21 protein-coding genes are annotated in these 23,860 nt (G+C 72.4%); 12 read left to right on the plus strand and 9 right to left on the minus strand.

Features of this window, described 5'->3' with window-relative positions; genetic code table 11:
- On the minus strand, positions 1-2,146 hold a 2,146-nt coding region (gene ctaD / locus ACFOY6_RS11020; protein ID WP_379650698.1), incomplete at its 3' end, for a cytochrome c oxidase subunit I.
- Complete coding sequence (gene coxB, locus ACFOY6_RS11025) at positions 2,143-3,324, minus strand: cytochrome c oxidase subunit II (protein WP_379650700.1); 1,182 nt, start codon at positions 3,322-3,324, stop codon at positions 2,143-2,145. The genes coxB and ctaD, both read right to left, overlap by 4 nt.
- Between coxB and ACFOY6_RS11030 the strand changes: the two genes are divergently transcribed.
- Positions 3,250-3,732: a DUF2231 domain-containing protein gene (locus ACFOY6_RS11030; protein ID WP_109515549.1), complete on the plus strand. Its 483-nt coding sequence runs from the start codon at positions 3,250-3,252 to the stop codon at positions 3,730-3,732. The genes coxB and ACFOY6_RS11030 overlap by 75 nt on opposite strands.
- Here the strand turns inward: ACFOY6_RS11030 and ACFOY6_RS11035 are convergent.
- Both ACFOY6_RS11035 and ACFOY6_RS11040 read right to left on the minus strand, forming a co-directional pair.
- Entirely contained in the window at positions 3,699-4,217 is a 519-nt protein-coding gene (locus tag ACFOY6_RS11035; RefSeq protein ID WP_109515548.1) for a CopD family protein, read from the minus strand. The two genes, ACFOY6_RS11030 and ACFOY6_RS11035, sit on opposite strands and share 34 nt — an antisense overlap.
- Entirely contained in the window at positions 4,217-4,942 is a 726-nt protein-coding gene (locus ACFOY6_RS11040; protein ID WP_379650703.1) for a cytochrome c oxidase assembly protein, read from the minus strand. The genes ACFOY6_RS11035 and ACFOY6_RS11040 overlap by 1 nt, the downstream gene beginning before the upstream one ends.
- A 241-nt stretch (positions 4,943-5,183) precedes the next feature.
- Between ACFOY6_RS11040 and ACFOY6_RS11045 the strand changes: the two genes are divergently transcribed.
- On the plus strand, positions 5,184-7,619 hold the full coding sequence (locus tag ACFOY6_RS11045; protein WP_379650705.1) for a helicase-related protein: 2,436 nt from the start codon (positions 5,184-5,186) through the stop codon (positions 7,617-7,619).
- Between the two features lie 129 nt (positions 7,620-7,748).
- Here ACFOY6_RS11045 and ACFOY6_RS11050 read toward each other — a convergent pair whose 3' ends face one another.
- Genes ACFOY6_RS11050 through ACFOY6_RS11065 form a run of 4 tightly spaced genes read right to left on the minus strand, consistent with a single transcriptional unit; the run spans position 7,749 to position 11,414 of the window.
- Positions 7,749-8,669, minus strand: coding sequence for a metal ABC transporter permease (locus tag ACFOY6_RS11050; protein ID WP_109515545.1), 921 nt, complete (start codon positions 8,667-8,669; stop codon positions 7,749-7,751).
- Positions 8,666-9,601, minus strand: coding sequence for a metal ABC transporter permease (locus ACFOY6_RS11055; RefSeq protein ID WP_379650707.1), 936 nt, complete (start codon positions 9,599-9,601; stop codon positions 8,666-8,668). The genes ACFOY6_RS11050 and ACFOY6_RS11055 overlap by 4 nt, the downstream gene beginning before the upstream one ends.
- Complete coding sequence (locus ACFOY6_RS11060; RefSeq protein WP_109515544.1) at positions 9,598-10,392, minus strand: metal ABC transporter ATP-binding protein; 795 nt, start codon at positions 10,390-10,392, stop codon at positions 9,598-9,600. Before ACFOY6_RS11060 ends, ACFOY6_RS11055 begins: the two co-directional genes overlap by 4 nt.
- Positions 10,389-11,414, minus strand: coding sequence for a metal ABC transporter solute-binding protein, Zn/Mn family (locus ACFOY6_RS11065; protein WP_379650709.1), 1,026 nt, complete (start codon positions 11,412-11,414; stop codon positions 10,389-10,391). Before ACFOY6_RS11065 ends, ACFOY6_RS11060 begins: the two co-directional genes overlap by 4 nt.
- 168 nt (positions 11,415-11,582) lie before the next feature.
- Between ACFOY6_RS11065 and mntR the strand changes: the two genes are divergently transcribed.
- Positions 11,583-12,035 (plus strand): manganese-binding transcriptional regulator MntR, encoded by a 453-nt coding sequence (gene mntR / locus ACFOY6_RS11070; protein WP_109515543.1) that lies wholly within the window; start codon positions 11,583-11,585, stop codon positions 12,033-12,035.
- Between the two features lie 51 nt (positions 12,036-12,086).
- On the opposite strand, the gene ACFOY6_RS11075 is transcribed toward mntR, so the two are convergent.
- Entirely contained in the window at positions 12,087-13,301 is a 1,215-nt protein-coding gene (locus ACFOY6_RS11075) for a serine hydrolase domain-containing protein (protein ID WP_379632188.1), read from the minus strand.
- Between the two features lie 288 nt (positions 13,302-13,589).
- Here ACFOY6_RS11075 and ACFOY6_RS11080 point away from each other — a divergent pair, with 288 nt between their 5' ends.
- From ACFOY6_RS11080 to ACFOY6_RS11120, 9 genes are all read left to right on the plus strand, one after another.
- Entirely contained in the window at positions 13,590-15,728 is a 2,139-nt protein-coding gene (locus tag ACFOY6_RS11080; RefSeq protein ID WP_379650712.1) for an acetate--CoA ligase family protein, read from the plus strand.
- Positions 15,725-16,573 carry a MaoC/PaaZ C-terminal domain-containing protein gene (locus tag ACFOY6_RS11085; protein ID WP_109515541.1) on the plus strand — a complete coding sequence of 283 codons (849 nt, stop codon included), beginning with the start codon at positions 15,725-15,727 and terminating at the stop codon, positions 16,571-16,573. Before ACFOY6_RS11080 ends, ACFOY6_RS11085 begins: the two co-directional genes overlap by 4 nt.
- Positions 16,570-17,640, plus strand: a complete 1,071-nt coding sequence (locus tag ACFOY6_RS11090) for an acyl-CoA dehydrogenase family protein (protein WP_379632197.1) — start codon at positions 16,570-16,572, stop codon at positions 17,638-17,640. The genes ACFOY6_RS11085 and ACFOY6_RS11090 overlap by 4 nt, the downstream gene beginning before the upstream one ends.
- On the plus strand, positions 17,637-18,782 hold the full coding sequence (locus ACFOY6_RS11095; protein WP_379650714.1) for an acyl-CoA dehydrogenase family protein: 1,146 nt from the start codon (positions 17,637-17,639) through the stop codon (positions 18,780-18,782). The genes ACFOY6_RS11090 and ACFOY6_RS11095 overlap by 4 nt, the downstream gene beginning before the upstream one ends.
- 53 nt (positions 18,783-18,835) lie before the next feature.
- Positions 18,836-19,837, plus strand: coding sequence for a Bug family tripartite tricarboxylate transporter substrate binding protein (locus ACFOY6_RS11100; RefSeq protein ID WP_379650717.1), 1,002 nt, complete (start codon positions 18,836-18,838; stop codon positions 19,835-19,837).
- Positions 19,838-19,864: 27 nt separating this feature from the next.
- Positions 19,865-21,037 carry a thiolase domain-containing protein gene (locus tag ACFOY6_RS11105; protein WP_379650719.1) on the plus strand — a complete coding sequence of 391 codons (1,173 nt, stop codon included), beginning with the start codon at positions 19,865-19,867 and terminating at the stop codon, positions 21,035-21,037.
- A gap of 2 nt (positions 21,038-21,039) precedes the next feature.
- A complete protein-coding gene (locus tag ACFOY6_RS11110) occupies positions 21,040-21,426 on the plus strand; it encodes a Zn-ribbon domain-containing OB-fold protein (RefSeq protein WP_109515536.1) in 387 nt (128 codons plus the stop codon).
- Positions 21,427-21,497: 71 nt separating this feature from the next.
- Positions 21,498-22,409: an SDR family oxidoreductase gene (locus ACFOY6_RS11115; protein ID WP_109515535.1), complete on the plus strand. Its 912-nt coding sequence runs from the start codon at positions 21,498-21,500 to the stop codon at positions 22,407-22,409.
- Positions 22,410-22,477: 68 nt separating this feature from the next.
- Positions 22,478-23,854 carry an MmgE/PrpD family protein gene (locus ACFOY6_RS11120; protein ID WP_379632212.1) on the plus strand — a complete coding sequence of 459 codons (1,377 nt, stop codon included), beginning with the start codon at positions 22,478-22,480 and terminating at the stop codon, positions 23,852-23,854.
- The last annotated feature ends 6 nt before the right edge of the window (positions 23,855-23,860 follow it).

The raw sequence follows: 23,860 nt of genomic DNA on the forward strand, positions 1-23,860 counted from the left end.
CGCCCGCCAGCGGCGCCCCCAGCAGCCCCGCCAGCGCCAGCAGGATCAGCGAGGGCGAGAAGCCGAGCAGCGCCGGCGGCGGCCAGCCCGGCGCCACCACCCACAGGAACAGCGCGCCGAACAGCAGCGAGGCGTAGAGCGCCGCATCGGCCAGCAGCAGCAGCGCCATGCCCCACCAGCCGGGCTGCGAGGCCACGCCGGGATGCGGCAGGGCGCTCTCGCCATGGCCGATCGGCACCGGCGCCGGGTCCTCGCGCAGGCCCATCGACCACAGCCAGGCCAGGGCGCAGCCCAGCAACAGCGGCACGCCCACCCCCACCAGCCAGTACTGCTTCAGCAGCACGGCGAGGAAGCACAGCGCGGTGGCGAGGCTGGTCCAGAGCGGCACGAGGCTGGGCTGCGGCAGCAGGATGAGCTGGTCCGGGCGGCCGCTGACGGCCTCGACGCCCAGCGTCTCCATCCAGCCATGCCGCGGCGTGGCGAGGTAGTGCTGCCCGGCGGCCTGCTCGCGGCCCAGATCGGGGCGGTCCGCCAGCGGGTCGCGGCTCTCCACGGGGCCGAGGCTGGCGGCGTTGTAGCTCGGCGGCGGCAGGGGGAGGGACCATTCCAGGCTCTCCGCCCCCCAGGGATTGCGCGGCGCGTGCTGGCCGAAGCGGCGCTGCATCAGCATGTCCACCGCGAACAGCGCGAAGCCGATCGCCGTCAGGAAGCCGCCCACCGAGGAGAGCAGGTTCAGCCAGTCCCAGCCGATGCCGGCGGGGTAGGTATAGACGCGGCGCGGCATGCCGAGCAGGCCGGTCAGGTGCATCAGCAGGAAGGTGAGGTTGAAGCCCACGAAGATCAGCCAGAAGGCGGCGCGGCCGAGGTGGTAGATCGGCATCCGCCCCGTCACCAGCGGCATCCAGTAGTAGGCGCCGGCCATCAGCGGGAAGACGAAGCCACCCACCAGCACGTAGTGCAGGTGCGCCACGACGAAGTAGCTGTCATGCACCTGCCAGTCGAACGGCACCACGGCCACCATGACGCCGGTGAGGCCGCCATTGACGAAGATGAAGAAGAAGCCGAGCAGATAGAGCATCGGCAGGTCAAGGCGTGGCCGGCCCTTCAGCAGCGTGGCGAGCCAGGCGAAGATCTGCACCGCCGTCGGGATCGCCACCGCCATGCTGGCGGCCGAGAAGAAGCCCACCGCCATGTGCGGGATGCCCACGGCGAACATGTGGTGCACCCACAGCCCGAAGCTGAGGAAGCCCATGGCGATGAGCGCCAGCACGATGGCGTTGTAGCCCACCAGCCGGTGCCGCGCGAACACGGGCAGCACGGTGGAGATGACCCCCGCCGCCGGCAGGAAGATGATGTAGACCTCCGGGTGGCCGAACAGCCAGAACAGGTGCTGCCACAGCAGCGGGTCGCCGCCGCGCGCTGGGTCGAAGAAGGGCAGGCCGAAGGCGCGCTCGATCTCGAGCAGGATGCTGCCCAGGATGAGCGGCGGGAAGCCCACCAGCATCATCACGGCGGTGACGAGGAAGTACCAGGCGATGATCGGCATCCGCCGCAGCGCCATGCCGGCGGCGCGCATCTTCAGGATGGTGGTGGTGAACTCCACCGCCGCGCTGATCGCCGAGATCTCGACGAAGGTGATGCCGAGCAGCCAGACATCGGCGTTGATGCCCGGCGAATAGGTGGCGGAGGAGAGCGGCGTGTACATGAACCAGCCGCCATCCGGCGCGACGCCCGCCAGCATGGCGCCGATGATGAAGCCGCCGCCCAGCAGGTAGCACCAATAGCCGAAGGCGGAGAGGCGCGGGAAAGCCAGGTCGCGCGCGCCCAGCATCTTCGGCAGCAGGTAGAGCGCCAGCCCCTCGAACATCGGGATGGCGAAGAGGAACATCATCACCGTGCCATGCATGGTGAAGACCTGGTTGTACTGCTCGGGCGGCATGAAGACATGCCCCGGCCGCGCCAGCTGCGCGCGGATCAGCATCGCCAGGATGCCGCCGATGGCGAAGAAGACGAAGGCGGTCATCATGAACCGCTTGCCGACGATGCTGTGGTTCACCGCCGCCAGCCGCCCGAGGCCGGGCTGCGTGCCCCAGATCGCCTCCAGCAGGCGGTGCCGGCGGATCGGCGTCGGCGGCGTCATGCTCATCGGGCGGTCTCCAGGTAGCCGGCGATGCGGGCAAGCGTCGCGTCGTCGAGCGCGGCGTGGGAGGGCTCCCGGCTGCCGGGCTTCAGCGTCTCGTGCCGGCGCAGCCAGAGCAGCACGCTCTCCTGGCCCTCGTTCCGCAGCGTGCCGCCGCCGATGCGCCCGCGTTGCGCGAGGCCGGCGAGGTTGGGCGCGGCGCTCTCCGCCCGGGCGTCGGTGCCGTGGCAGCTGGCGCAGTTGGCGGCGAAGTCGGCGGCGCCGGGATGCGCCGGGTCCGGCCGCGCCGTGGCCAGCGCCGCCAGCGCGGCCGCGTAGGCCTCGGGGGGGTGGGCGATGACGCGGAAATCCATCTGGGCATGCTGCAATCCGCAGAACTCGGCGCATTGCCCCTCGTAGATTCCGGGCGCGTCGGCGCGCAGGCGCAGCACGTTCTCATGGCCGGGGATGGCGTCCAGCTTGCCGGTCAGGCGCGGCACCCAGAAGCTGTGGATGACGTCGGCCGCCGTGATGTGCACATCCACCGCGCGCCCGGCCGGGATGTGCAGCTCGCCCGCGCTGTGCACCGGGTTGCCCGCCGCGTCCCACTGGGTGAAGGACCACCACCATTGCTGGCCGCGCGCCGCGACGCGCAGCGCGCCCTCCGGCCCCGGCTTCGGCAGCATGCCCTCGCCGGTGCGCAGCGCTATGACCAGCAGCACCGCCAGCGCCGTGACCGGGAAGGCCACGCCCCAGCCGGCGACGAAGCGGCCGACATGCAGCCCGCGCCCCCGCCGCTCCCGCCGCAGCGTGTAGAGCGCCACGGCGCAGACGCCGAGCAGGATGGCGGTGGCCACGAAGAACATCACCCACCACAGCGTCGCCACCGAGGCCGCTCCCGGCCCCGCCGGGTCCAGCGTGGAGAGCGGGCCGGAGCAGCCGGCCAGGAGGAGGGCCGCACCCGGCGCGGCGCGCCGAGAGAGAGCCGGCGCGGCGCGCCCAAGCAGAGAGGGCGCCGCCCGACGAAACCATTCCGGCGCTGCGCGCTGGAACTCCCGCCGCCCGCCATCGCTTACAGCAGCGACCCGACCACGGCTCACGCCATACCCCGCCAGAGGAGCGCGCACCGCATGGCCGACCCGATCCCCGAACTCACCAGCGAGGGCGTCAGCTCGAAGGTGGCCGTCGCCGGCCACCCGATCCATGCCATGCTGGTGGCCTTCCCCATCGCGCTGATCATGGCCACCCTCGGTTGCGACGTGTTCTACTGGTGGACCGCCGACCCCTTCTGGGTGCGGGCCGGGCTGTGGGCCAGCGGCTTCGCCTTCTGGCTCGGCCTGCTGGCCGGGCTCTCCGGCACGGCGGAGCTGCTGCTGGTGCGCGGCATCCGCCGCCACAGCGCGGGCTGGACGCATTTCGTCGCCGCCGTGATGCTGCTCTCCATCGCCGGCGCCAATTGGGGCCTGCGCCTGGCGGGGGCCGACATCACGCCGCTGCCCTGGGGGCTGTTCCTCTCGCTGCTGGCGGCCTTCTTCGTCGGGCTGGCGGGCTGGCATGGCGGCAAGCTGGTGTTCGAGCATCAGATCGGCCTCATGCTCTCGAGCGACGACTGAAACAGCTCCTGTCCCTTCCCGGGCTGCAGCAGCCAGTCCGGGAAGACATCGGGGCCGATCTCGGGCTTGCCCAGCACCAGCAGCAGCACGCCGAGGATGAGGAGGTTGGCGGCGACGGCCAGCGCCGCCGAGCGCCAGCGCGGATAGCAATGCTCCGGCTCGGCCAGCTCCGCCAGCACCAGGCCGTAGTACATGTGCAGCGCCACCATGGCGCCGACGACGAGGAGCTTCAGGAACAGCCACGGCACGAAGACCTGGTAGGCGAAGATCAGCCCGGTGCCGGTGGCGATGGCCAGCACGGCGGCTGGCGAGAGCACCACGCGGTAGCCCACCCAGGTGAAGCGCCACAGCAGCATCAGCGTCGGCTGGTCGGGCTGGCGGGCGCGCCCGGCGAAGAGGCCGGGCAGAAAGACCAGCCCGGCACACCAGACGCAGAGGAAGGCGATATGGGCGGCCTTCAGCCAGGCGGCCTCGGGCGCCGGCATCAGGCTGCGCCCCGGCGCGGCTCGCGCAGCCCTTCCGCCGCGCGCAGCAGGGCGGCGCCGAGATAGGCCAGGCTGGCCGGCACCCACATGATCAGGCCACCAAGCTGCTGGTCCTGCAACGGCGAGAACCCCCAGGGCTGCGTCGTCTCCAGGTGGGGCAGGTAGAGCGCGCCGGGAGCGAAGGTGATGAGCGCGCCGAGCAGGCCCATCTGTGCCATCATCGTCAGCAGCGCGGCCAGGTAGGGCAGGGGTGTCTCGCGCCGCGCCAGGGCGGCGGCCCAGAACCACAGCCCGGTGCCGAGCAGGCTGGCCTGCATGGCCCAGTAGAGCGCGTGCGAGGAGAGGGCGGCGGCGTAGAGCGGCGGCGCGTGCCACAGCCACAGCGCCAGGATGTGCGCCGGCACCGCCAGGCCGAGGGAGAGGTTGCGGCGCGGAGAAGGCAGGGCCAGGGCCAGCAGCGGCGCCGCCACGGTCACCAGCAGCACGTGGTGCACCACCCGCGCCGAGAACAGCGCCGAACTGAGCGCGCAGAGCGGCGAGACGAAGGCCAGCACCAGCACCGCCCAGCCCGCCAACGCCGCGTGCCGAGGCCGCCCCGGCGGGCGCAGCACGGCCCAGCCCAGCAGCAGCGCCAGGGCGCTCAGCAGGTAAGGGTCAAGGTTCCAGCGGCTCCACAGCGCGTCCGGCACAGGCCCCGCGCCGCAATAGGGAATCGCGTTCCACACCGTCCTCGCCCCTTTCTGCCGGTCCCGAAGCGGTGAACACCCCCTGCCCGGCAGGGTTGCGCGGCCCTTGCACGCGGAATTGCTGTTGAAAATTCGTAACCTGCCCCGCCCTGGCCTGATATGTGCCATGCCCCTGGCCAGGAGCTTGCACGCAGGACAGGCATTGGCATTGAGGGTTCCGTTTCCGATATGTCAGGCACCTTGCCCTGTTCGGGGCCGCTTCGAGAGGATTTCACCGCGCATGCATGACGACACCCTGCCCCCCGCCAACCCGGCGGAAGCGGCCATCCTGGCGGCGGGCCTGAGGGTGGAGCAGCGCGAGATGCCGCAGCTCATCCGCCTTGTCGCCCGCCGCCTGCCGGCCGATGCCGAAGCGGTGCGCGAGGCGCTGTGCCAGGTGCGCCGCAAGGGCTGGGCCTCGGCGATGGTGGCCATGGCCAACCGCGCCGGCGAGGTCTGGGCCCGCCGCGCCGAGGCCGAGGCCGCCGCCGCCACGATCGACGAGCCGGAGCCCTCCGAGGATCGGCTGCGCGCGGCGCTGGACGCGGCCATCCGCACCCGGCTGCGCAACGCCGCGCCGCGCCCCGGCGCCGCGCTGGAGGCGGTGGAGGCCGAGCTGGTGGATGTCACCGGCACCGCCCTCTCGCCCGAGCGGCACGCCGCCCTGGCCCGCGCCGTGGCCGAGGCACACGGGCTGGACGAGAGCGAGAGCGCCCGCTTCTCCCGCGCCGCCGCGCATGTCGAGGAGCGCCGCCGCCAGGAGCTGCGCGCCGCCGAGGCCAATGCGCGCGAGAAGCGCCGCGAGGAGGTGAAGCGCCTGCGCGAGTGGGAGCGCAGCCTCGTCGGCATCGAGGCGCTGCCCGGCCTGCTCGGCTGCACGGAGCGCGAGGCGCTGCGCTGGGTGGCCGCCGGGCTGCTGCCGGTGGCGCGCAAGCTGCGCCTGCCGAAATCCGGCGGCCGCGAGCGCTGGGAGTTCGACCCCGCCGAGCTGAAGCCGCTGCGCGCCGAGGTGGCCGGCTGGCGCGAGGCCGAGCGCGCCCAGAATGACAGCCGCCAGGGCGACCGCTCCGGCCGCGCGCCGCAGCGCGGCGGCACCGAGCAGGGGCTGGCGCGTGCCGCGGCCCTGGCCGGGCGCGGCGGCAAGGTGGCCAACGCCGCCGTGGCCCGCGCCGCGGCGCTCGACCGCTACGCCGCCCACTTCGCCACGGCGCGGGCGATGATCCGCCGCATCGTCATCGTCACCGGCCCGACCAACAGCGGCAAGAGCCACACGGCGCTCGACCGCCTGGCCCGGGCCGAGAGCGGGCTGGCCCTGGCGCCGCTGCGCCTGCTGGCGCACGAGTTCCGCGAGGCGCTGGCGGCGCGCGGCGTCGAGGCGGCGCTCTCCACCGGCGAGGAGCGCATCCTGGCCCCCGGCAGCAAGCATCTGGCCGCCACGGTGGAGATGTGCCCGTTCCACACGCCGGTGGATGTCGCCATCATCGACGAGGCGCAGCTGCTGCACGACCGCGACCGCGGCGCGGCCTGGACGGCGGCGCTGATGGGCGTGCCGGCGCGCGAGGTCTTCGTGCTCGGCGCGCCGGAATGCGTGCCGATGGTCAAGCGCATCGCCGAGCTGTGCGGCGACGAGGTCGAGGAGATCTCGCTGCAGCGCAAGGGCCCGCTGCACGCCTCCACCACCCCCGTGCCGCTCGGCGGGCTGAAGGAGGGCGACGCGCTGGTGGCCTTCTCCCGCCGCGACGTGATGGGGCTGCGCGAGGAGCTGGTGAAGCGCGGCCGCAAGGTGGCGGTGGTCTATGGCGCGCTCTCCCCCGAGGTGCGCCGCGCCGAGGCCGCCCGCTTCCGCTCCGGCGAGGCCGATATCCTGGTGGCGACCGACGCCATCGGCATGGGGCTGAACCTGCCGATCCGCCGCGTCATCTTCTCCACGCTGAAGAAGTTCGACGGCGAGGAGCGCCGCGACCTGAACAGCCAGGAGATCAAGCAGATCGGCGGGCGCGCCGGGCGCTACGGCCACCATGAGGGCGGCGTCGTCGCCGTGCTGGCCGGCGCCGGCAACCCGGAGGCGATGCGCGCCCTGCTGGATGCGCCGCACGCGCCGCCCGCCGAGCTGCGCCCGCAGGTGCAGCCGGATGCCGACATCATCGCCGCCGTGGCCAAGGAGATCGGCACGGACAGCCTGTTCGGCGTGCTCGCCCGCATCCAGCGCGCCGTGCTGCGCAAGGACGACCCGAACTACCGCCTGGCCGAGCTGACCCAGCAGATGGCCATCGCCTCGGCCATCGACGGCGTGGCGAACCTCTCGCTGCTGGACCGCTGGACCTACGCCATGTGCCCGGTGGACGAGCGGGACAACGGCATCACCCGCCTCGCGCGCTGGGCGGTGGACCACGGCGCGGGGCGGCCGGTGATGCCGCCGCTCGCCGGCCGGCTGCCGGCGCCTGAGCGCGCCTCGGGCGAGGAACTCCAGCGGGCGGAGAAGGTGCACAAGCGCCTCGTCGCCTGGCGCTGGCTCTCGCTGCGCTTCGAGGGCGCCTACCCCGACCGCGCCGAGGCCGAGGCCGAGACGGCGCGGCTGGATGCCTGGATCGAGGACGTGCTGAAGCAGCAGCGGCGCGGGCGCGTGGAGAACGCGCCGGAGAAGGCGCGCGTCAGCAGCCGGAGGAAGGCAGCGTAAGGAAGACGTCCTTTTTTGGAAAAAAGGACCAAAAAACTTCTACCAGTTGGCGCCGCGCTGACGTTGGGCGCGGCGCCAAACTGACAAAGTCTTTTTGCTTCTTTTTCTTCAGAAAAAGAAGGTTCTTCCTCAAGCCACACTGACGCGCCGCACCCGCCCATACGGCCCGAAGGCCCAGGCCAGCGCGAGCAGCAGGCCGGCCACCACGGCCATCATGCCGGCGGCGTTCAGGCCATGGCCCAGGCCCAGCAGCCAGGGCACCAGGATGGCGGCGCCATAGCCACCCGCCCCCATCAGCACCGCCGCCGCGGCCGAGAGCAGGAACTGGCGGCGGTAGTCGTCGGTCAGCAGGCGGGCGATGGCGGCGGGCGCCACCAGGGCGGCGATCACCAGGATCGACCCCACCGCCCAGAAGGCCGCCACGCAGGCCACCGAGACCAGCACCAGCACCACCAGCGACAGGCCGCGCGGCGCGAAACCGATGCTGGCGGCGAAGTCCGGGTCGAAGGCCGCCAGCCGCAGCTCCTTCCACAGCAGGGCGAGGCCGGCCAGCGTCAGCGCCAGCACGCCGGCCAGGGTGCGCGTCTCCTGCGGCATGTCGGCCAGCGCCACCGGGTCCCACAGCGAGGAAAGGCCGGTGGCGGCGGGCCAGATCAGCGCCTCCAGCTGGCCGTAGAGCACGCAGTCCACGTCGAGATCGACGGAGCGGGCGCCGCTCACCTCGATCAGCACCAGCCCCAGCGCGAACATGCCGGAGAACACCACGCCCATGGCGGCCCCCGCCTCCAGCCGCGCCAGACGGCGGATCAGGGAGATCAGCAGCGCGGCCAGCACGGCGGCGGCCATGGCGCCCAGCACCATCGGCAGGGTGGCGCGCGTGCCGGTGACAATGAAGCCCATCACCAGCCCCGGCAGCACGGAATGGCTGATGGCATCCCCCAGCAGGCTCTGTCGCGTCAGCAGCAGCAGGTTGCCGAGCAGGCCACAGGCCAGGCAGGCCAGCACCGCCGCCGAGAGCGCCGCGAAATCGAGTTGCAGGAACAGCGTCATGCCGATCGTGCCTCCATCGCCGCTTCCTGGCGCAGCCGGCGCTGGCGCAGCGCGAAGGCCACCACCCCGCGCGCCGGCGCGAAGAGCAGCGCCAGCAGGAACAGCGCGCAGGCCACCAGGGCGATGGTGGCGCCCGTGGGCAGCGATGGCGCGGCGGCGGAAAGCCCCGCCCCCATCCAGGCCGCGAAGGCGCCGAGCAGCCCGGCCAGCGGCACCATCACCGAGAGGCGCTCGGTGCTCAGCCGGGCGGTGGCGGCGGGCACCACCATCAGCGCCACCACCAGGATCAGCCCCACCGCGCGCAGCCCCGCCACGGTGACGGCCAGCATCAGCCCCAGCAGGGCGAGGTCGAGCCAGCGCACCGGCAGCCCGGCCGCGGCGGCGAAATCGGCGTCGAAGCAGAGCACGGCGAGGGGGCGGAACAGCACCGCCACCGCCGCCAGCGCCGCCAGGGCCAACCAGAAGATCAGCCAGGCATCGGCCGCGCTCATCCCCGCCGCCTGGCCGAGGATGAAGCTGGACAGCCCCGCCTGCCCGCCCACCGGCAGCGACTGCACCACCGAGAGCAGCGCCACGCCGATGCCGAAGCCGATGGAGATGACCAGCGCCATCGCCGCGTCGTCCCGCAGGCGGCCGCCGCGGGGCAGCGCCGCGGCCGCCAGCACGCCCGGCGCCGCGGTGGGCGCCGCGCCGCCCATCAGCAGCGGCAGGCTGCGCGGGTTCCAGCCCATGCCGGCGGCCAGGATGAAGGCGAGGCAGAGGCCCGGCAGGGTGGCGTGCGCGGCGGCGTCGGCGATCAGCGCGCGGCCGCGCAGCAGCACGAAGCAGCCCAGCGCCCCGGCCGCCAGCCCGAAGGCGGCGCAGCCCAGCGCCACTACCCGCGCATTGTAGCCGCCGCTGAGCGTCAGCGCCTGGAACAGCGCCTCCATCATGGCACGGCCCGCAGCGGCCGGCCGGCCGGCGGGGCGGCGGCCGGGCGCAGCGCCGCCTCGTCCAGCAGGCTGAGCCGCCCGCCATAGGTGCGCGAGAGGTTCTCGGCCGTGAAGGTCGTCTCCATCGGCCCGGCGGCGACCACCCCGCCATTCAGCAGGCAGACATGCTGGAAGTATTGCGGCGCCGTGGCGAGGTCGTGATGCACCGCGATCACCGCACGCCCCTCCCGCCCCAGCCGGTGCAGCACGTCGATGATGGCCCGCTCGGTGGCGGCGTCCACCCCGGCGAAGGGCTCGTCCATCAGGTAGAGATCGGCCTCCAGCGCCAGGGCGCGGGCGAGGAAGACGCGCTGCTGCTGCCCGCCCGAGAGCTGGCCGATCTGCCGCCCGGCGAAATCGGCCATGCCCACCTCGGCCAGGGCGGCGCGGGCGCGCTCCCGCTCGGCGCGCGGCAGCGGCAGGAACCAGCCGACGCGCGGGTAGCGGCCCATGGCCGCCACCTGCAGGGCGGTGGCGGGGAAGTCCCAGTCCACGCTGGCGCGCTGCGGCAGGTAGCCGATGCGCCGGCGCGCCTGCCGCAGCTCCTGGCCGAAGAAGCGCACCTCGCCGGCGAGGCGCGGCACCAGCCCCAGCGCCGCCTTCAGCAGCGTGGACTTGCCGGCGCCGTTCGGCCCGACGATGGCGGTGAGGCCGCTGGCAGGCGCGCGCCAGTTGACGCCGCGCAGCACCGGCGCCTCCCGGTAGGCCACGGAGAGGTTGCGCACCTCGAGGGCGGGCGGGGCGATGCTCACCGGGCCTCCGCCAGCCGGCCGGCGAAGCCGCGCGGCGGCGCCTCGCCGCCCAGCGCCCGCACCATGGTCGTCACGTTGTGGTCGATCATGCCGGGATAGGTGCCTTCATAGGTGCCGGGCGCGCCCATCGCGTCCGAGAACAGCGAGCCGCCGATGACGACGCGGTGGCCGCGCGCCGCCGCCCCCTCCACCAGCGCCCGCACGTTGCGGTCCGAGACGGAGCTCTCGACGAAGACGGCGGGGATGCCGCGCTCCACCAGCAGCGCCACCAGCTCCTCCATGCGGCGCAGACCGGCCTCGGATTCGGTGGAGAGGCCCTGGATGCCCATCACCTCCAGCCCGTAGCGGCGCGAGAAGTAGTTGAAGGCGTCATGCGCCGTGACCAGCACCCGCTGCCGCGCCGGGATGGAGGCGATGGCCTGCTCCGCCCAGGCATCGAGTGCCGCCAGCTCGGCCTGGAGGTCGGCGAGGTTGCGCGCGAACGCCGCCGCGCCCGCCGGCTCCAGCGTGGTGAGGTGCTGCGCGATGAGCGCCGCCGCGCGCGACCAAGCCTGCGGGTCCATCCACACATGCGGGTCGTGGTGCCCGGCCGCGCCCTCGGGGGAGAGCAGGAACTCCGGCGGCAGCGACTCGGCCACCGCCACCACCGGCTTGCCGGCGCGCGCCACGCGCTCGAAGGCGCCGGTCATCTGCCCTTCCAGCAGCAGCCCGTTGGTGAGCACCAGCTCGGCCTTCAGCAGCCGGGCGATGTCGCCGCGCGTCGGCTTGTAGAGATGCGGGTCCACCCCCTCGCCCATCAGCACGTCGAGCGCGATTCGTCCGCCGCCGATGCGGCGCGCCAGGTCGCCGATCATGGCGGTGGTGGCGAGCACCGGGGGCGCCGCCAGCTGGGCGAGCGCCGCGCCGGGCAGGGCCCGCGCCGCCGCCAGCCCGGCCAGGGCGGCCAGCAGGGCGCGCCGCCCCGGCCGGGCGGGGCGCGGGGGGAGGAGGGGAGGGGAAGGCGGCATGCGGGCCTCGGTCATTCTGACGGTCTCCCGGCTTCTCGTGACAGTGTCTTCATCTGGAACCAGCGGCGCCATCTTCAAGCGATGGCGCCATGTTGAAGCCAAGGCTACATTTTGCGCAAGGGCTTCCCTGGCTGCTAGAGGCCCCCCATCACGGCAACTTCACGGGCATGGCGCAGGGTGGCGATGGAGGATGACAAGGCGGCCCCCCCGGCCGGCGACGCGATGCGGGAGGCGGCGCGCCACGCCTCGGCTCGCTCGGCCCGCGCCAGCGCCCTGCTGCACGACTATGTGGAGCTGATCGCCGACCTGCTGGAGGGCACGGGCGAGGCCCGCCCGACCGACATCGCCCGGCGCCTCGGCGTCTCCCATGCCACCGCCATCAAGGCCATCGCCCGGCTGAAGCGGGAGGGGCTGGCGCATTCCAAGCCCTATCGCGGCGTGTTCCTCACCGCCGAGGGGCAGGCGCTGGCCGCTGAGGTGAAGGCCCGGCACCGCGTGGTGGTGGATGTGCTGCTGGCGCTCGGCGTGCCGGCGGAGGTGGCGGAGATGGATGCCGAGGGCATCGAGCACCATGTCAGCGAGGCGACGCTGGCGGCCTTCGAGCGCTTCCTCGGCCGCCCGCGCACCCCCGGCTGACAGAAAGAAGATGGGGGTCCGGGGGAATTTCTTCCCCCGGCCTTCTCCCGCTCAGTCGATGATGGCCTGGTAGGTCAGCACCCGCAGCTCCCGCCGGATGGGATAGGCCGAGGACGGCATGAGCTGGGTGAGCAGGATCACCGCCATCTCCTCGGCCGGGTCGATCCAGAAGGCGGTGGAGGCGGCGCCGCCCCAGGCATATTCCCCCGGCGTGCCGAGGATCTGCGCCCGCGCCGGGTCCAGCGTGACGGAGAAGCCGAGGCCGAAGCCGATGCCTTCGGCGGTGCTCTCCGACCAGCGCGGCTGGCCCATCGCCGCCATGTCGCCGCGCAGGTGGTTGGCGGTCATCAGTTCCACCGTCTTGCGGCCGAGCAGGCGCACCCCCTCCAGCTCCCCCTTGTTCAGCATGAAGCGGCAGAAGCGCCAGTAATCCGCCGCCGTGGAGACCAGCCCGCCGCCGCCGGAGCAGACGGTGCGCGGCCGCAGGTAGCGGCTGGTGGCGGAGTCGTCGATCAGGGCGAGGCTGTCGCCCGCGCCGCGCGCGTAGTTGGCGGCGAGGCGGGGGTGCTTGGCTTCCGGCACGTGGAAGTCGGTGTCCACCAGCTTCAGCGGCTGAAGCACGCGCGACCGCAGGAAATCCTCGAAGGGCTGGCCGGAGATGACGGCGACCAGGTGCCCCAGCACGTCGGTGGCGATGCTGTAGTTCCATTCCCGCCCTGGCTGGGCGATCAGCGGCAGGGCGGCGGCGCGGGCCACCACATCCTCCAGGCTGGTTTCGGCGGTCTGGAAGTCCACGCCCTGCTCGCGGTAGAGCGCATCGACCAGCGTGGCCTGCATGAAGCCGTAGGTCAGGCCCGAGGTGTGGGTCAGCAGGTCGCGGAAGGTGATGTCCCGCTCCGCCGGCACGGTGTCGATCTTGCCGCGCCCGCCGCCCACCGCCACGCGCATGTTGGCGAAGCCGGGCAGGAAGCGGGTGATCGGGTCGTCGAGCTGGAAGCGGCCCTCCTCGTAGAGCATCAGGATGGCCAGGCTGGTGAGCGGCTTGGTCATCGAATAGATGCGGACGATGGTCTCGGGCGTCATCGGCACGGCCCGCTCGCGGTCGGCCATGCCGGTGCTGTGCAGCCAGGCCACCTGGCCGCGCCGCGCCACCAGCGTCGTCACCCCCGCCAGCCGGCCCGACGCCACCAGCGCCTCCGCCCAGTGCCCGACCCGGCCCAGCCGTTCCGGGCAGAGCCCCACCGCCCTCGGATTCTCCACGATCATGCCGCCGCCTCCGCATTGCCTCGGGTGCCGATCCTGCGGCGGGGCGGCACGGGCGTCGAGAGGGGCACCTCTTTTCCGGGCGCGGAATACCATTCTCCATATTGAATGCATCGGCGGAGGGGTCTAGCCTCCCGCGCAGGCCGGAAAGGCCATGGAAAGAACGGGGAAGGAAACGGGCGAAGGTGGCGGAATGCCCCGCGCCGCCGCGGCCAGCAGGGCCGCCGGCAGCCGGGCGGAGCGCCCTCCGGCTCCCGTGGGAAAAGCCTCCGTCAGAAGGGAACGACGCCATTGCCGGACACCACCGCCACGCCACCGGGCCAGGTTCTGCCCATGGAGACGCTCTCGGCGCTGCTGGACCCGCGCACGGTGGCGGTCATCGGCGCCTCCGACGAGGCGGCGCGCATCGGCGGCCGGCCGATCGACTACATGACGCGGCTGGGCTTCCAGGGGCGCATCCTGCCGGTGAACCCGAAGCGCAAGGTGGTGCAGGGGCTGACGGCCTATGAGAGCGTCGCCGCCCTGCCGGAGACGCCGGATGTCGCCATCATCGCCGTGCCGGCCAGCGCGGCGGCGCAGGCGGTGGCGCAGCTGGCGGAGCGCGGCACCAAGGCCGCCATCATGTTCAGCGCCGGCTTCGCCGAGATGGGCGGGGAGGGGGTGGCGGCGCAGGAGGCCATGCTGGCCAGCGCCCGCCGCCACGGCATGCGCCTGCTCGGCCCTAACTGCCTGGGCCTGTTCAACGTCCGCAGCGGCTTCTTCGGCACCTTCACCACCAGCCTGGAGCGCGGCCCGCCGGTGCCGGGCCCCATCGGCATCGCCAGCCAGTCCGGCGCCTATGGCATGCACCTGTTCGGCCTGGCGCGCGACCACCGGCTCGGCCTTTCCTGCGTGGTGACCACCGGCAATGAGGCGGACCTCAACATCGGCCACATGATCGGCTGGATGGCGCAGGACCCCGGCACCGAGGTGATCGCCGCCTATGCCGAGGGCATCCGCGACGCGGAGAGCTTCCTCGCCGCGCTGGAGCTGGCGCGGCGCAACCGCAAGCCGGTGGTGATGATGAAGGTGGGCCGCAGCGCCGTGGGCAGCGCCGCCGCGCGCTCCCACACCGCCTCCATCGCCGGCGACGACGCGGTGACGGATGCGGTGCTCGCCGAATACGGCGTGGTGCGCGCCCGCACGACGGAGGAGATGCTGGACATCGCCCGCCTGGCCACGCGGCGCGTCTACCCGGCCGGCAATTCGCTGGGCGTGCTGACCATCAGCGGCGGCGCCGGCGTGCTGATCTCGGACGCGGCGGATGCCATCGGCCTGCCCATGCCGGAGATGCCGGAGGCGGCGCAGGCGGCGCTGCGCGAGGCGCTGCCCTTCTGCGCGCCGCAGAACCCGGTGGACTGCACCGCCCAGGCGCTGAACGACCTCTCCCTGGTGGGCCGCTTCGCCGACGCGCTGGTGCAGGATGGCGGCTACCAGTCCATCCTCGCCTTCTTCACCCATGCGGGCGGCGCCGCCTCCGTGGCGCCGCGCCTGCGCGCCGAGCTGAAGGCGGTGCGCGACGCGCACCCCGACCGGTTGTTCGTCCTCTCCGTGCTGGCCGACCCCCATCTGGTGGAACAGTTCGAGGCGGATGGCTTCACCGTCTTCGAGGACCCCTCGCGCGCGGTGGTGGCGATCCACGCCATGGGCCGCTTCGGGGATGCCTTCGCCGTGCCGCCGCGCGAAACCCCTGTCGCCGGGGCCGCCGTGGCGCTGCCCGCCAGCACGCCGAGCGAGGCCGAGGCCAAGCGCATCCTGGGCCGGGCCGGCATCGAGGCGGCGCCGGAGCGCGCCTGCGCCGAGGTGGAGAGCGCCGTGGCGGCGGCCGAGGCCATCGGCTTCCCCGTGGTGCTCAAGATCCTGTCGCCCGACATCCTGCACAAATCGGAGATCGGCGGCGTGCTGCTGAACGTGGCCGATGCGGCGGCGGTGCGCGAAGGCTTCGCCCTGCTGATGCAGCGGGCGGCGAAGGCGGCGCCGGATGCGCGCATCGAGGGCGTGCTGGTGGCGAAGCAGCTCTCGGGCGGCGTCGAGTGCATCCTCGGCGTGCACCGCGACCCGGTCTTCGGGCCGGTGGCGATGTTCGGGCTGGGCGGCATCTTCGTCGAGATCCTGAAGGACGTCTCCTTCCGCCGCTGCCCCTTCGGCGAGGCGGAGGCGGAGCGGATGATCCGCTCGATCAAGGGCGCGCCGCTGCTGCTGGGCGCGCGCGGCCGCCCGCCGGCCGACATCCCGGCGCTGGCGCGGATGCTCTCGCGCCTTTCCGTCTTCGCCCATCAGGCCGGGCCGCGCCTCTCGGGCATCGACCTCAACCCCGTCTTCGCCATGCCCGCGGGGCAGGGCGCCTTCGCCGCCGACGCGGTGATCGACATCGCGGAGAATGACGCGTGATCGACTACGAGAAGCTGCTGAACTTCCCCATCCCCGAGGTGCGCCAGCGCGTCCGCGCGCAGGATGCGGTGTTCTACGCCCTGTCCGTCGGCATGGGGCAGGACCCGATGGACACCCGCCAGCTCCCCTACATCACCACCCAGAAGGGCCCGGTGGTGATGCCGGCCATGGCGGTGGTGCTGGGCCACCCCGGCTTCTGGCTGGGCAACCCGGAGACGGGGGTGGACGCGGTGCGGCTGGTGCATGGCGAGCAGCGCATCACCCTGCACCGGCCGCTGCCGGCCGAGGGCGAGGTGATCGGCCGCACCCGCGTCACCGGCATCGTCGACAAGGGCGAGGGCAAGGGCGCGCTGCTCTACTCCGAGAAGGAGATCACCGACGCCGCCACGGGCGAGCTGCTGGCGGTGACCGGCAGCACCACCTTCCTGCGCGCCGATGGCGGCTTCGGCGGCCCCTCCGGCCCCGTCATCCCGCCCAACCCGATGCCGGAGGGCGCGCCCGACATCGTGCTCGACCTGCCGACGCGGCCCGAGCAGGCCTTCTATTACCGCCTGAACGGCGACGACAACCCGCTGCACACCGACCCCGAGGTGGCCTCCCGCGCCGGCTTCCCGCGCCCCATCCTGCACGGGCTGTGCACGCTGGGCGTGGTGACGCACGCGATCCTGCGCGAGCTGTGCGGCTACCGCGCCGAGGCGCTGAAGGGCCTCTCGCTGCGCTTCTCCGCGCCGGTCTATCCCGGCGAGACCATCCGGGTGGAGATGTGGCGGGGCGGCGCCTTCCGCGCCCGCGTGGTGGAGCGCGATGTGGTGGTGGTGAACAACGGCCTGGCGGTGCTGGCATGAGCGCGATGCTCGAGGATGAGCGCGACGACGCCATCCGCATGATCCGCGACAGCGCGGCGGGCATCGCGCCGCGCGGTGGCGACCGCAAGCGCATCCGCGCGCTGCGCTTCCAGTCCCCCGGCTTCGACCCGGCCGTGTGGCGGCAGATGGGCGAGCAGGGCTGGATCGGCCTGCGCGTGCCGGAGGAGCAGGGCGGCGCCGGCCTCGGCATGGGCGCCTTCTGCGCGCTGGCCGAGGAACTGGGCGCGGCGCTGGCGCCGGAGCCGCTGGTGCATGGCGCGCTCTCCGCCCGGCTGCTGGCCGAGGCTGGCGCCACCGGGCCGCTGGAGCGCCTGGTGGCCGGCGAGGCGCTGGTGCTGACCGCCTGGCAGGAACGCGCCGGCAGCTTCGACGTGCCCGGCACGCCGGAGGCGCCGCGCCTGTTCCTGCCCATGGCGGATGGCGCGCAATCCTTCCTGGTGCCGCTGCGCCAGGGCGAGGGTTTTTCTCTGATTCTGCAGCCGGCGGAGGGCGCCGATCTCGCGCTGGAGCCGACGCAGGATGGCGGCAGCTTCGGCACGCTGCGGCCCCGGGGCGGCGAGACGGTCGGCACCCTCTCCGCCGCGCAGATGGAGGCGGCGCTGGAGGAGGCCGCGCTCGGCACCGCCGCGCTGCTGCTCGGCGTGATGGACCAGGCCTTCGCCATGACGCTGGACTATCTCCGCACCCGCCAGCAATTCGGCAAGCCGATCGGCAGCTTCCAGGCGCTGCAGCACCGCGCGGCGGACCTGAAGGTGCAGATCGCCCTCGGCCGCGCCAGCGTGGAATCCGCGGCCATGCTGTGCGACCGCGCCGATGCGCCGGCCGCCCAGCGCCGCGCCGCCATCGCCCGCGCCAAGGCGCGCGCCGCCGATGCCGCGCTGCTGGTGACGCGTCAGGCGATCCAGCTGCATGGCGGCATCGGCTACACCGATGAGGCCGATATCGGCCTCTACCTGCGGCGCGCGATGGTGCTGGCCAACCAGTTCGGCACGGCCGCGCTGCACCGCCGCCGGTTCGCCGCCGCCCAGCCGGAGGTCGAGGCATGACCGACTACAACGCGATGACCGACGAGGATTTCCGCGCCGAGGTGCGCCGCTTCGTCGAGAGCGAATACCCCGCCCATCTGCGCAACCCGCCGCACCGCCTGCACTGGCAGGAGGGGGAGGAGTGGTTCCGCATCGTGCAGCGGAAGGGCTGGGTGGCGCCGGGCTGGCCGCAGGAGCTCGGCGGCATGGGGCTCGACGCCTCGAAGCAGATCATCCTGATCGAGGAATACGAGCGCTACGGCGTGGCGCGGCTGCCCGACCATGGCGTGATCATGCTCGGCCCGTTGCTGATCCGCTTCGGCACCGAGGCGCAGCGCGCCCGCTTCCTGCCGCGCATCCTGGCCGGCGAGGACATCTGGTGCCAGGGCTATTCCGAGCCCGGCGCCGGCTCCGACCTCGCCTCGCTGCGCACTGAGGCGGTGCTGGAGGGCGACCACTACGTCGTCAACGGCCAGAAGATCTGGACCACGCTGGCGACCGACGCCAACTGGATCTTCTGCCTCGTCCGCACCGACAAGAGCGGCAAGAAGCAGGAGGGCATCTCCTTCCTGCTGATCGACATGAAGAGCCCCGGCGTGACGGTGCGGCCGATCATCAATCTCGGCCTGCATGACGAGTTCTGCGAGGTGTTCTTCGACAACGTCCGGGTGCCGCGCGAGAACCTCGTGGGCGAGCCGAACAAGGGCTGGAGCATGGCCAAGGCCCTGCTCGGCTTCGAGCGCATCTTCCTCGGCTCGCCGCGGCAATCCGCCTACGCGCTCTCCCGGCTGCGCATGCTGGCCGAGCGGATGGGGGTGTATGACGAGCCGGAGTTCCAGGAGCGCTACACGAAGCTGCGCTGCGACCTGGAGGACCACAAGGCGCTCTACGAGACCTTCGTCGCCGTGCTGCGGCGGGGCGAGCCGCTCGGCGCCGATGTCTCCATGCTGAAGCTGCACCAGTCCGACCTGTTCCAGCGCATCACTGAGCTGATGCTGGAGATCGGCGGCGAGAATGCCGGTCTGCTGAAGCCGATGGAGGGCAACCGCGACCTGCACCCCTCGGGCCAGTTCATCGAGGCGCGGCCGACCACGATCTATGGCGGCAGCTCCGAGATCCAGCGCGGCATCCTGGCCAAGGCGGTGCTGGAGCTGCCAGGCTGAGCCCATGGGAGGCCGCCGGCGACAAGGCGGCCCCGGCAGGAGGAGGAAGCGGCATGAGCAACTGGAACAGACGGCAGGCCCTGGGGCTGGCGGCGGCGGCGGCGCTGCTGCCCGCCACGGCGCGCGCGGCGGCGGAAGCCTGGCCCGCGCGGCCCATCCGCCTGATCATTCCCTTCCCCCCCGGCGGCACCACCGACCTGATGGGGCGGCTGCTGGCGGAGCGCCTCTCGGCGCGCCTCGGCCAGCCCGTGGTGGTGGAGAACCGTGGCGGCGCCGGCGGCAATATCGGCGCCGACGCGGTCGCGAAATCGGCGCCCGACGGTTACACGCTGGTGATGTGCTCGATCGGCACGGCGGCGATCAACTACGCCGCCTATGGCGCCACCATGCCCTACAAGCCGCAGGACCTCGCGGCGGTCGGGCTGGCGGTGCGGGTGCCGAACCTCGTGCTGGCCTCGAGGGAGTCCGGCATCGCCAGCTTCGATGCGCTGCTCGAGGCGGCGCGCAAGGCGCCGGGGCGGCTCAACTACGGCACCTCCGGCATCGGCGGCAGCCCGCATGCCTGCATGGAGCTGGTGAAGGCGCGCACGGGTATCGACATCACCCATGTCCCCTATCGCGGCTCCGGCCCGATGCTGACCGAGCTGGTGGCGGGCCGCATCCAGACGGCGATGGACAACATCCCCTCCGCGCTGAACTTCGTGCGGGAGGGGCAGATCCGGGCGCTGGCGGTGACCAGCCGCGAGCGCGTGGCGCTGCTGCCCGAGGTGCCGACACTGATCGAGTGCGGCCTCGCCGATTTCGACGCCACGGCCTGGTTCGGCGTGCAGGCGCCGGCGGCGACGCCCGCGCCGGTCATCGAGAAGCTCGGCGCGGCCATGGACGCGGTGGTGCGCACGCCGGACTGGGCCGAGCGCATCGGCGCCTTCGCCGCCCAGCCGCCGGGGCTGACGCCGCAGGGCGGCACCACGCCCGAGGCCTTCGCCGCCTTCATCGCGCAGGAGATCACCCGCTGGGCCGAAGTGGCGAAGGCGGGCAACATCAGTGTCCAGTAATTTCCGCAACGGCAGAAGGAAGAGCCGGTGAGCATCCGAGGCAAGGCCTGCATCGTGGGCGCCTATGAGCACCCGACACGCAAGGCCGAGGACAAGAGCGTGGCGCAGCTGCACGCCGAGGTGGCGCTGGGCGCGCTGCGCGACGCGGGGCTGACGCGCGCCGACGTGGACGGCTATTTCTGCGCCGGCGACGCGCCCGGCATGGGCCCGCTGAGCATGGCCGACTATCTGGGCCTGAACCGACTGACGCACTACGATTCCACCGATGTCGGCGGCTGCTCCTACCTGGTGCATGTGGCGCACGCGGCCGAGGCCATCGCCATGGGCAAGTGCAAGGTGGCACTGATCACCCTTGCCGGCCGGCCGCGCTCGGAAGGCGTCGCCACCGGCACCGCGCCGCGCCCGGGCGACCCGCGCCAGCCGGACGTGCAGTTCGAGTACCCCTTCGGCCCGGCGATCGCGAACATGTACGCGATGTGCGCGCAGCGCCACATGCACGAGTACGGCACCACCTCGGAGCAGCTGGCCTGGATCAAGGTCGCCGCCAGCCACCACGCGCAGCACAACGAGCATGCCATGCTGCGCAAGGTGGTCACCGTCGAGGACGTGGTGAACTCGCCGCTGGTGGCGGACCCGCTGCACCGGCTCGATTGCTGCGTCATCAGCGATGGCGGCGGCGCGCTGGTGGTGACCAGCCCCGAGATCGCCCGCACGCTGAAGCGCCCCCTCGTCTCCATCCGCGGCGCCGGCGAGGCGATCAAGCATGTCGATGGCGGGCGCATCGACCTGAGCTACACCGGCGCCCGCTACGCCGGGGCGCGCGCCTTCGAGATGGCGGGGGTGAAGCCTGCCGACATGAAGTACGCCAGCATCTATGACAGCTTCACCATCACGGTGCTGATGCAGCTGGAAGACCTCGGCTTCTGCGAGAAGGGCCAGGGCGGCAAGTTCGTGTCCGACGGCAACCTGATCTCCGGCGTCGGCCGCCTGCCCTTCAACACGGATGGCGGCGGGCTCTGCAACAACCATCCGGCCAACCGCGGCGGCATCACCAAGGTGATCGAGGCGGTGCGGCAGCTGCGCGGCGAGGCGCACCCCGCCGTGCAGGTGAAGAATTGCGACCTGGCGCTGGCGCATGGCACGGGCGGCTCGCTCGGCACCCGCCATGGCAGCGCGACCCTGGTGCTGGAGAGGCTGTGAGCATGACCGACCGTATCCCTCCCTCGCCCACGCCCGATCCCTCCACCCAGCGCTTCTGGGACGCCGCGCGCGAGGGCAAGCTGCTGATCGGCCGCAACAGCAAGACCGGCAAGACGCACTACCCGCCGCGCCCCATCTGCCCCTTCGACGACGAGGGCGAGGTGGAGATGGTGGAGGCCAGCGGCCGCGGCACCATCTACAGCTTCAGCATCATGCGCGCGAAGGTGCCCTACGCCATCGCCTATGTGGAGCTGGAGGAAGGCCCGCGCATGATGACCAACATCATCGGCGCCGACTTCGCCGCCATCCGCATCGGCCAGCCCGTCACGCTGAAGTTCCAGCCCACCGAGGGCGATGGCTACCCCGTGCCGATGTTCACGCCCGCCTGAGCAGGAATGGCCTGAACGAGAATGCCGGGGGGCACGGCTCCCCGGCCCATGACGGACAAGGAAGCAAACGCATGATGCTTGAAGGCAAGGTCGCGATCGTCACGGGCGCCGGTGGCGGCATCGGGCGCGAGATCGCGCTGGCCATGGCGCTGGCCGGCGCCAAGGTGGTGGTGAACGACATCGGCGCCTCGCTCACCGGCGAGGGCGAGACTTCGGCCACGCCCGGCCAGCAGACCCAGGCGATCATCGAGCAGCGCGGCGGCCAGGCGGTGGTGAACACCGACAGCGTCTCCGACTGGGAGAGCGCCAAGCGCATCGTCAAGACCGCGGTGGACGCCTTCGGCAAGGTGGATATCGTCGTCAACAATGCCGGCATCCTGCGCGACCAGATCTTCCACAAGACCTCGCCGGAGGAGTGGCTGGCCGTCATCAATGTTCACCTGAACGGCAGCTTCTTCGTCTCCCGCGCCGCGGCGGAGCATTTCCGCGCCCAGGGCTCGGGCGCCTATGTGCACATGACCTCGACCTCCGGACTGATCGGCAATTTCGGCCAGGCCAACTACTCGGCGGCCAAGCTCGGCATCGCCGCGCTGTCGAAGTCCATCGCGCTCGACATGCAGCGCTTCGGTGTGCGCTCCAACTGCATCGCCCCCTTCGCCTGGAGCCGCATGACCAGCTCCATCCCGGCCGAGACGCCGGAGCAGAAGGCGCGGGTCGAGAAGCTGAAGCGCATGACGCCGGAGAAGAACGCGCCGCTCGCCGTGTTCCTCGCCAGCGACGCCGCCAAGGACGTGACGGGGCAGATCTTCGCCGCGCGCAACAACGAGCTCTTCCTGTTCAACCAGCCGCGCCCGGTGCGCAGCGCGCACCGCTCGGAAGGCTGGACGCCGGAGCTGATCGCCGAGCACGCGCTGCCCGCGCTCAAGGCGCAGTTCATGCCGCTCGACCGCAGCGCCGACGTGTTCGCCTGGGACCCGGTCTGAGCTAGACTGAGCCAAGGAAAGAGCCGGGGGCCGCGCGCCCCCGGCACCAGGGGAAGGATATGCCGGGCATGGGTATCACGCAGGAGATTTCCGCCTTCGCCGCCGGGCTGCGGCCGGAGGCGCTGCCGCCGGAGGTGATGGCCCGGGCCCAGGCCCTGGTGCTCGACCTCGTCGGCAACATCGTCCGCGCGCGGGGCGAGGCGGAGAGCACGCCCGCGCTGCTGGCGGCGGTGAAGGCGCTGGGGCTGGACAAGGGCGAGAGCCGCGTCTTCGCTGATGATTCCACCTACAGCCCGGCCGGCGCCGTGCTGATCAATGCCACCCTCGCCCACTCGCTCGATTTCGACGACACCCATGCGGTGGCCGTGGTGCATCCCGGCGCGCCGGTGATCCCGGCCGCCATCACGGCGGGCGAGATGGTGGGTGCCTCGGGAGCCGAGGTATTGGCCGGCATCGTCGCCGGCTACGAGGTGGCGCTGCGGCTGGCGCTGGCCCTGCCGGCCGGCGCGCATTACGACCGCGGCTTCCACCCTTCCGCCACCTGCGGCGCCTTCGGGGCCGCCGCCGCCGCCGCGCGGGTCTTCGGGCTGGATGCGGCGCGGATGGAATCGGCGCTCGGCATCGCCCTCAGCCAGTGCGCGGGCAGCCTGCAATTCCTGGCCAACGGTGCCTGGACCAAGCGCTTCCAGGTGGGGTGGGCGGGCATGTCCGGCCTCGCCGCCGCGACGCTGGCGCGGGAGGGCTTCAAGGGCGCCGCGGAGGCCATTGAAGGCAAGCAGGGCTTCCTGCGCGCCTATGCGCCGGAGCCGAAGCCCGAGCGCGTCTGCCAGGATCTCGGGCAGGTCTGGGAGCTGATGGCGACGGGGGTGAAGCCCTATCCCTCCTGCCGCTGGGGCCATGCGGGCATCGACGCCGCGCTGGCGCTGCGCGCCGAGCATGGCTTCAAGGCCGAGGAGATCGAGGCCGTGACGCTCGGCATCTCCCGCGCCGGCATGCTGCTCGTGGGCGAGCCGGCCGAGCGCAAGGCCAACCCGCAGAACATCGTCGATGGCCAGTTCAGCGGCCCCTTCGTCATCGCCACGGCGCTGTCCACCGGGCAGATGGGCTGGGACAGCTACGCGCTGCTGAAGGATGACGGGATCCGCGCCATGATGCAGCGCGTGCGCTGCGAGAACGACCCGGAGATCGAGGCCGAGTTCCCGGCCAACATGTCCGGCAAGCTGACGGTGCGCGCGCGCGGTCAGGATTTCGTCCGCACCGTGATCGTGCCGAAGGGCGAGCCGGACAACTTCCTGACCGAGGCCGAGCTGCGCGCCAAGTTCAGCGGCCTCGCCGATGCCGTGCTGGGCCCCGAGCGCGCCGCGGCGCTGGCCGAGACGATCGGGCGCATGGACCGCCTGAACGACATCTCCTCCCTGTTGCGCAGCCCGGCCGAGGCGGCCTGAAGGACG

The organism is Teichococcus aestuarii, from assembly GCF_042651065.1.
Taxonomy (GTDB): Bacteria; Pseudomonadota; Alphaproteobacteria; order Acetobacterales; family Acetobacteraceae; genus Pseudoroseomonas; species Pseudoroseomonas aestuarii.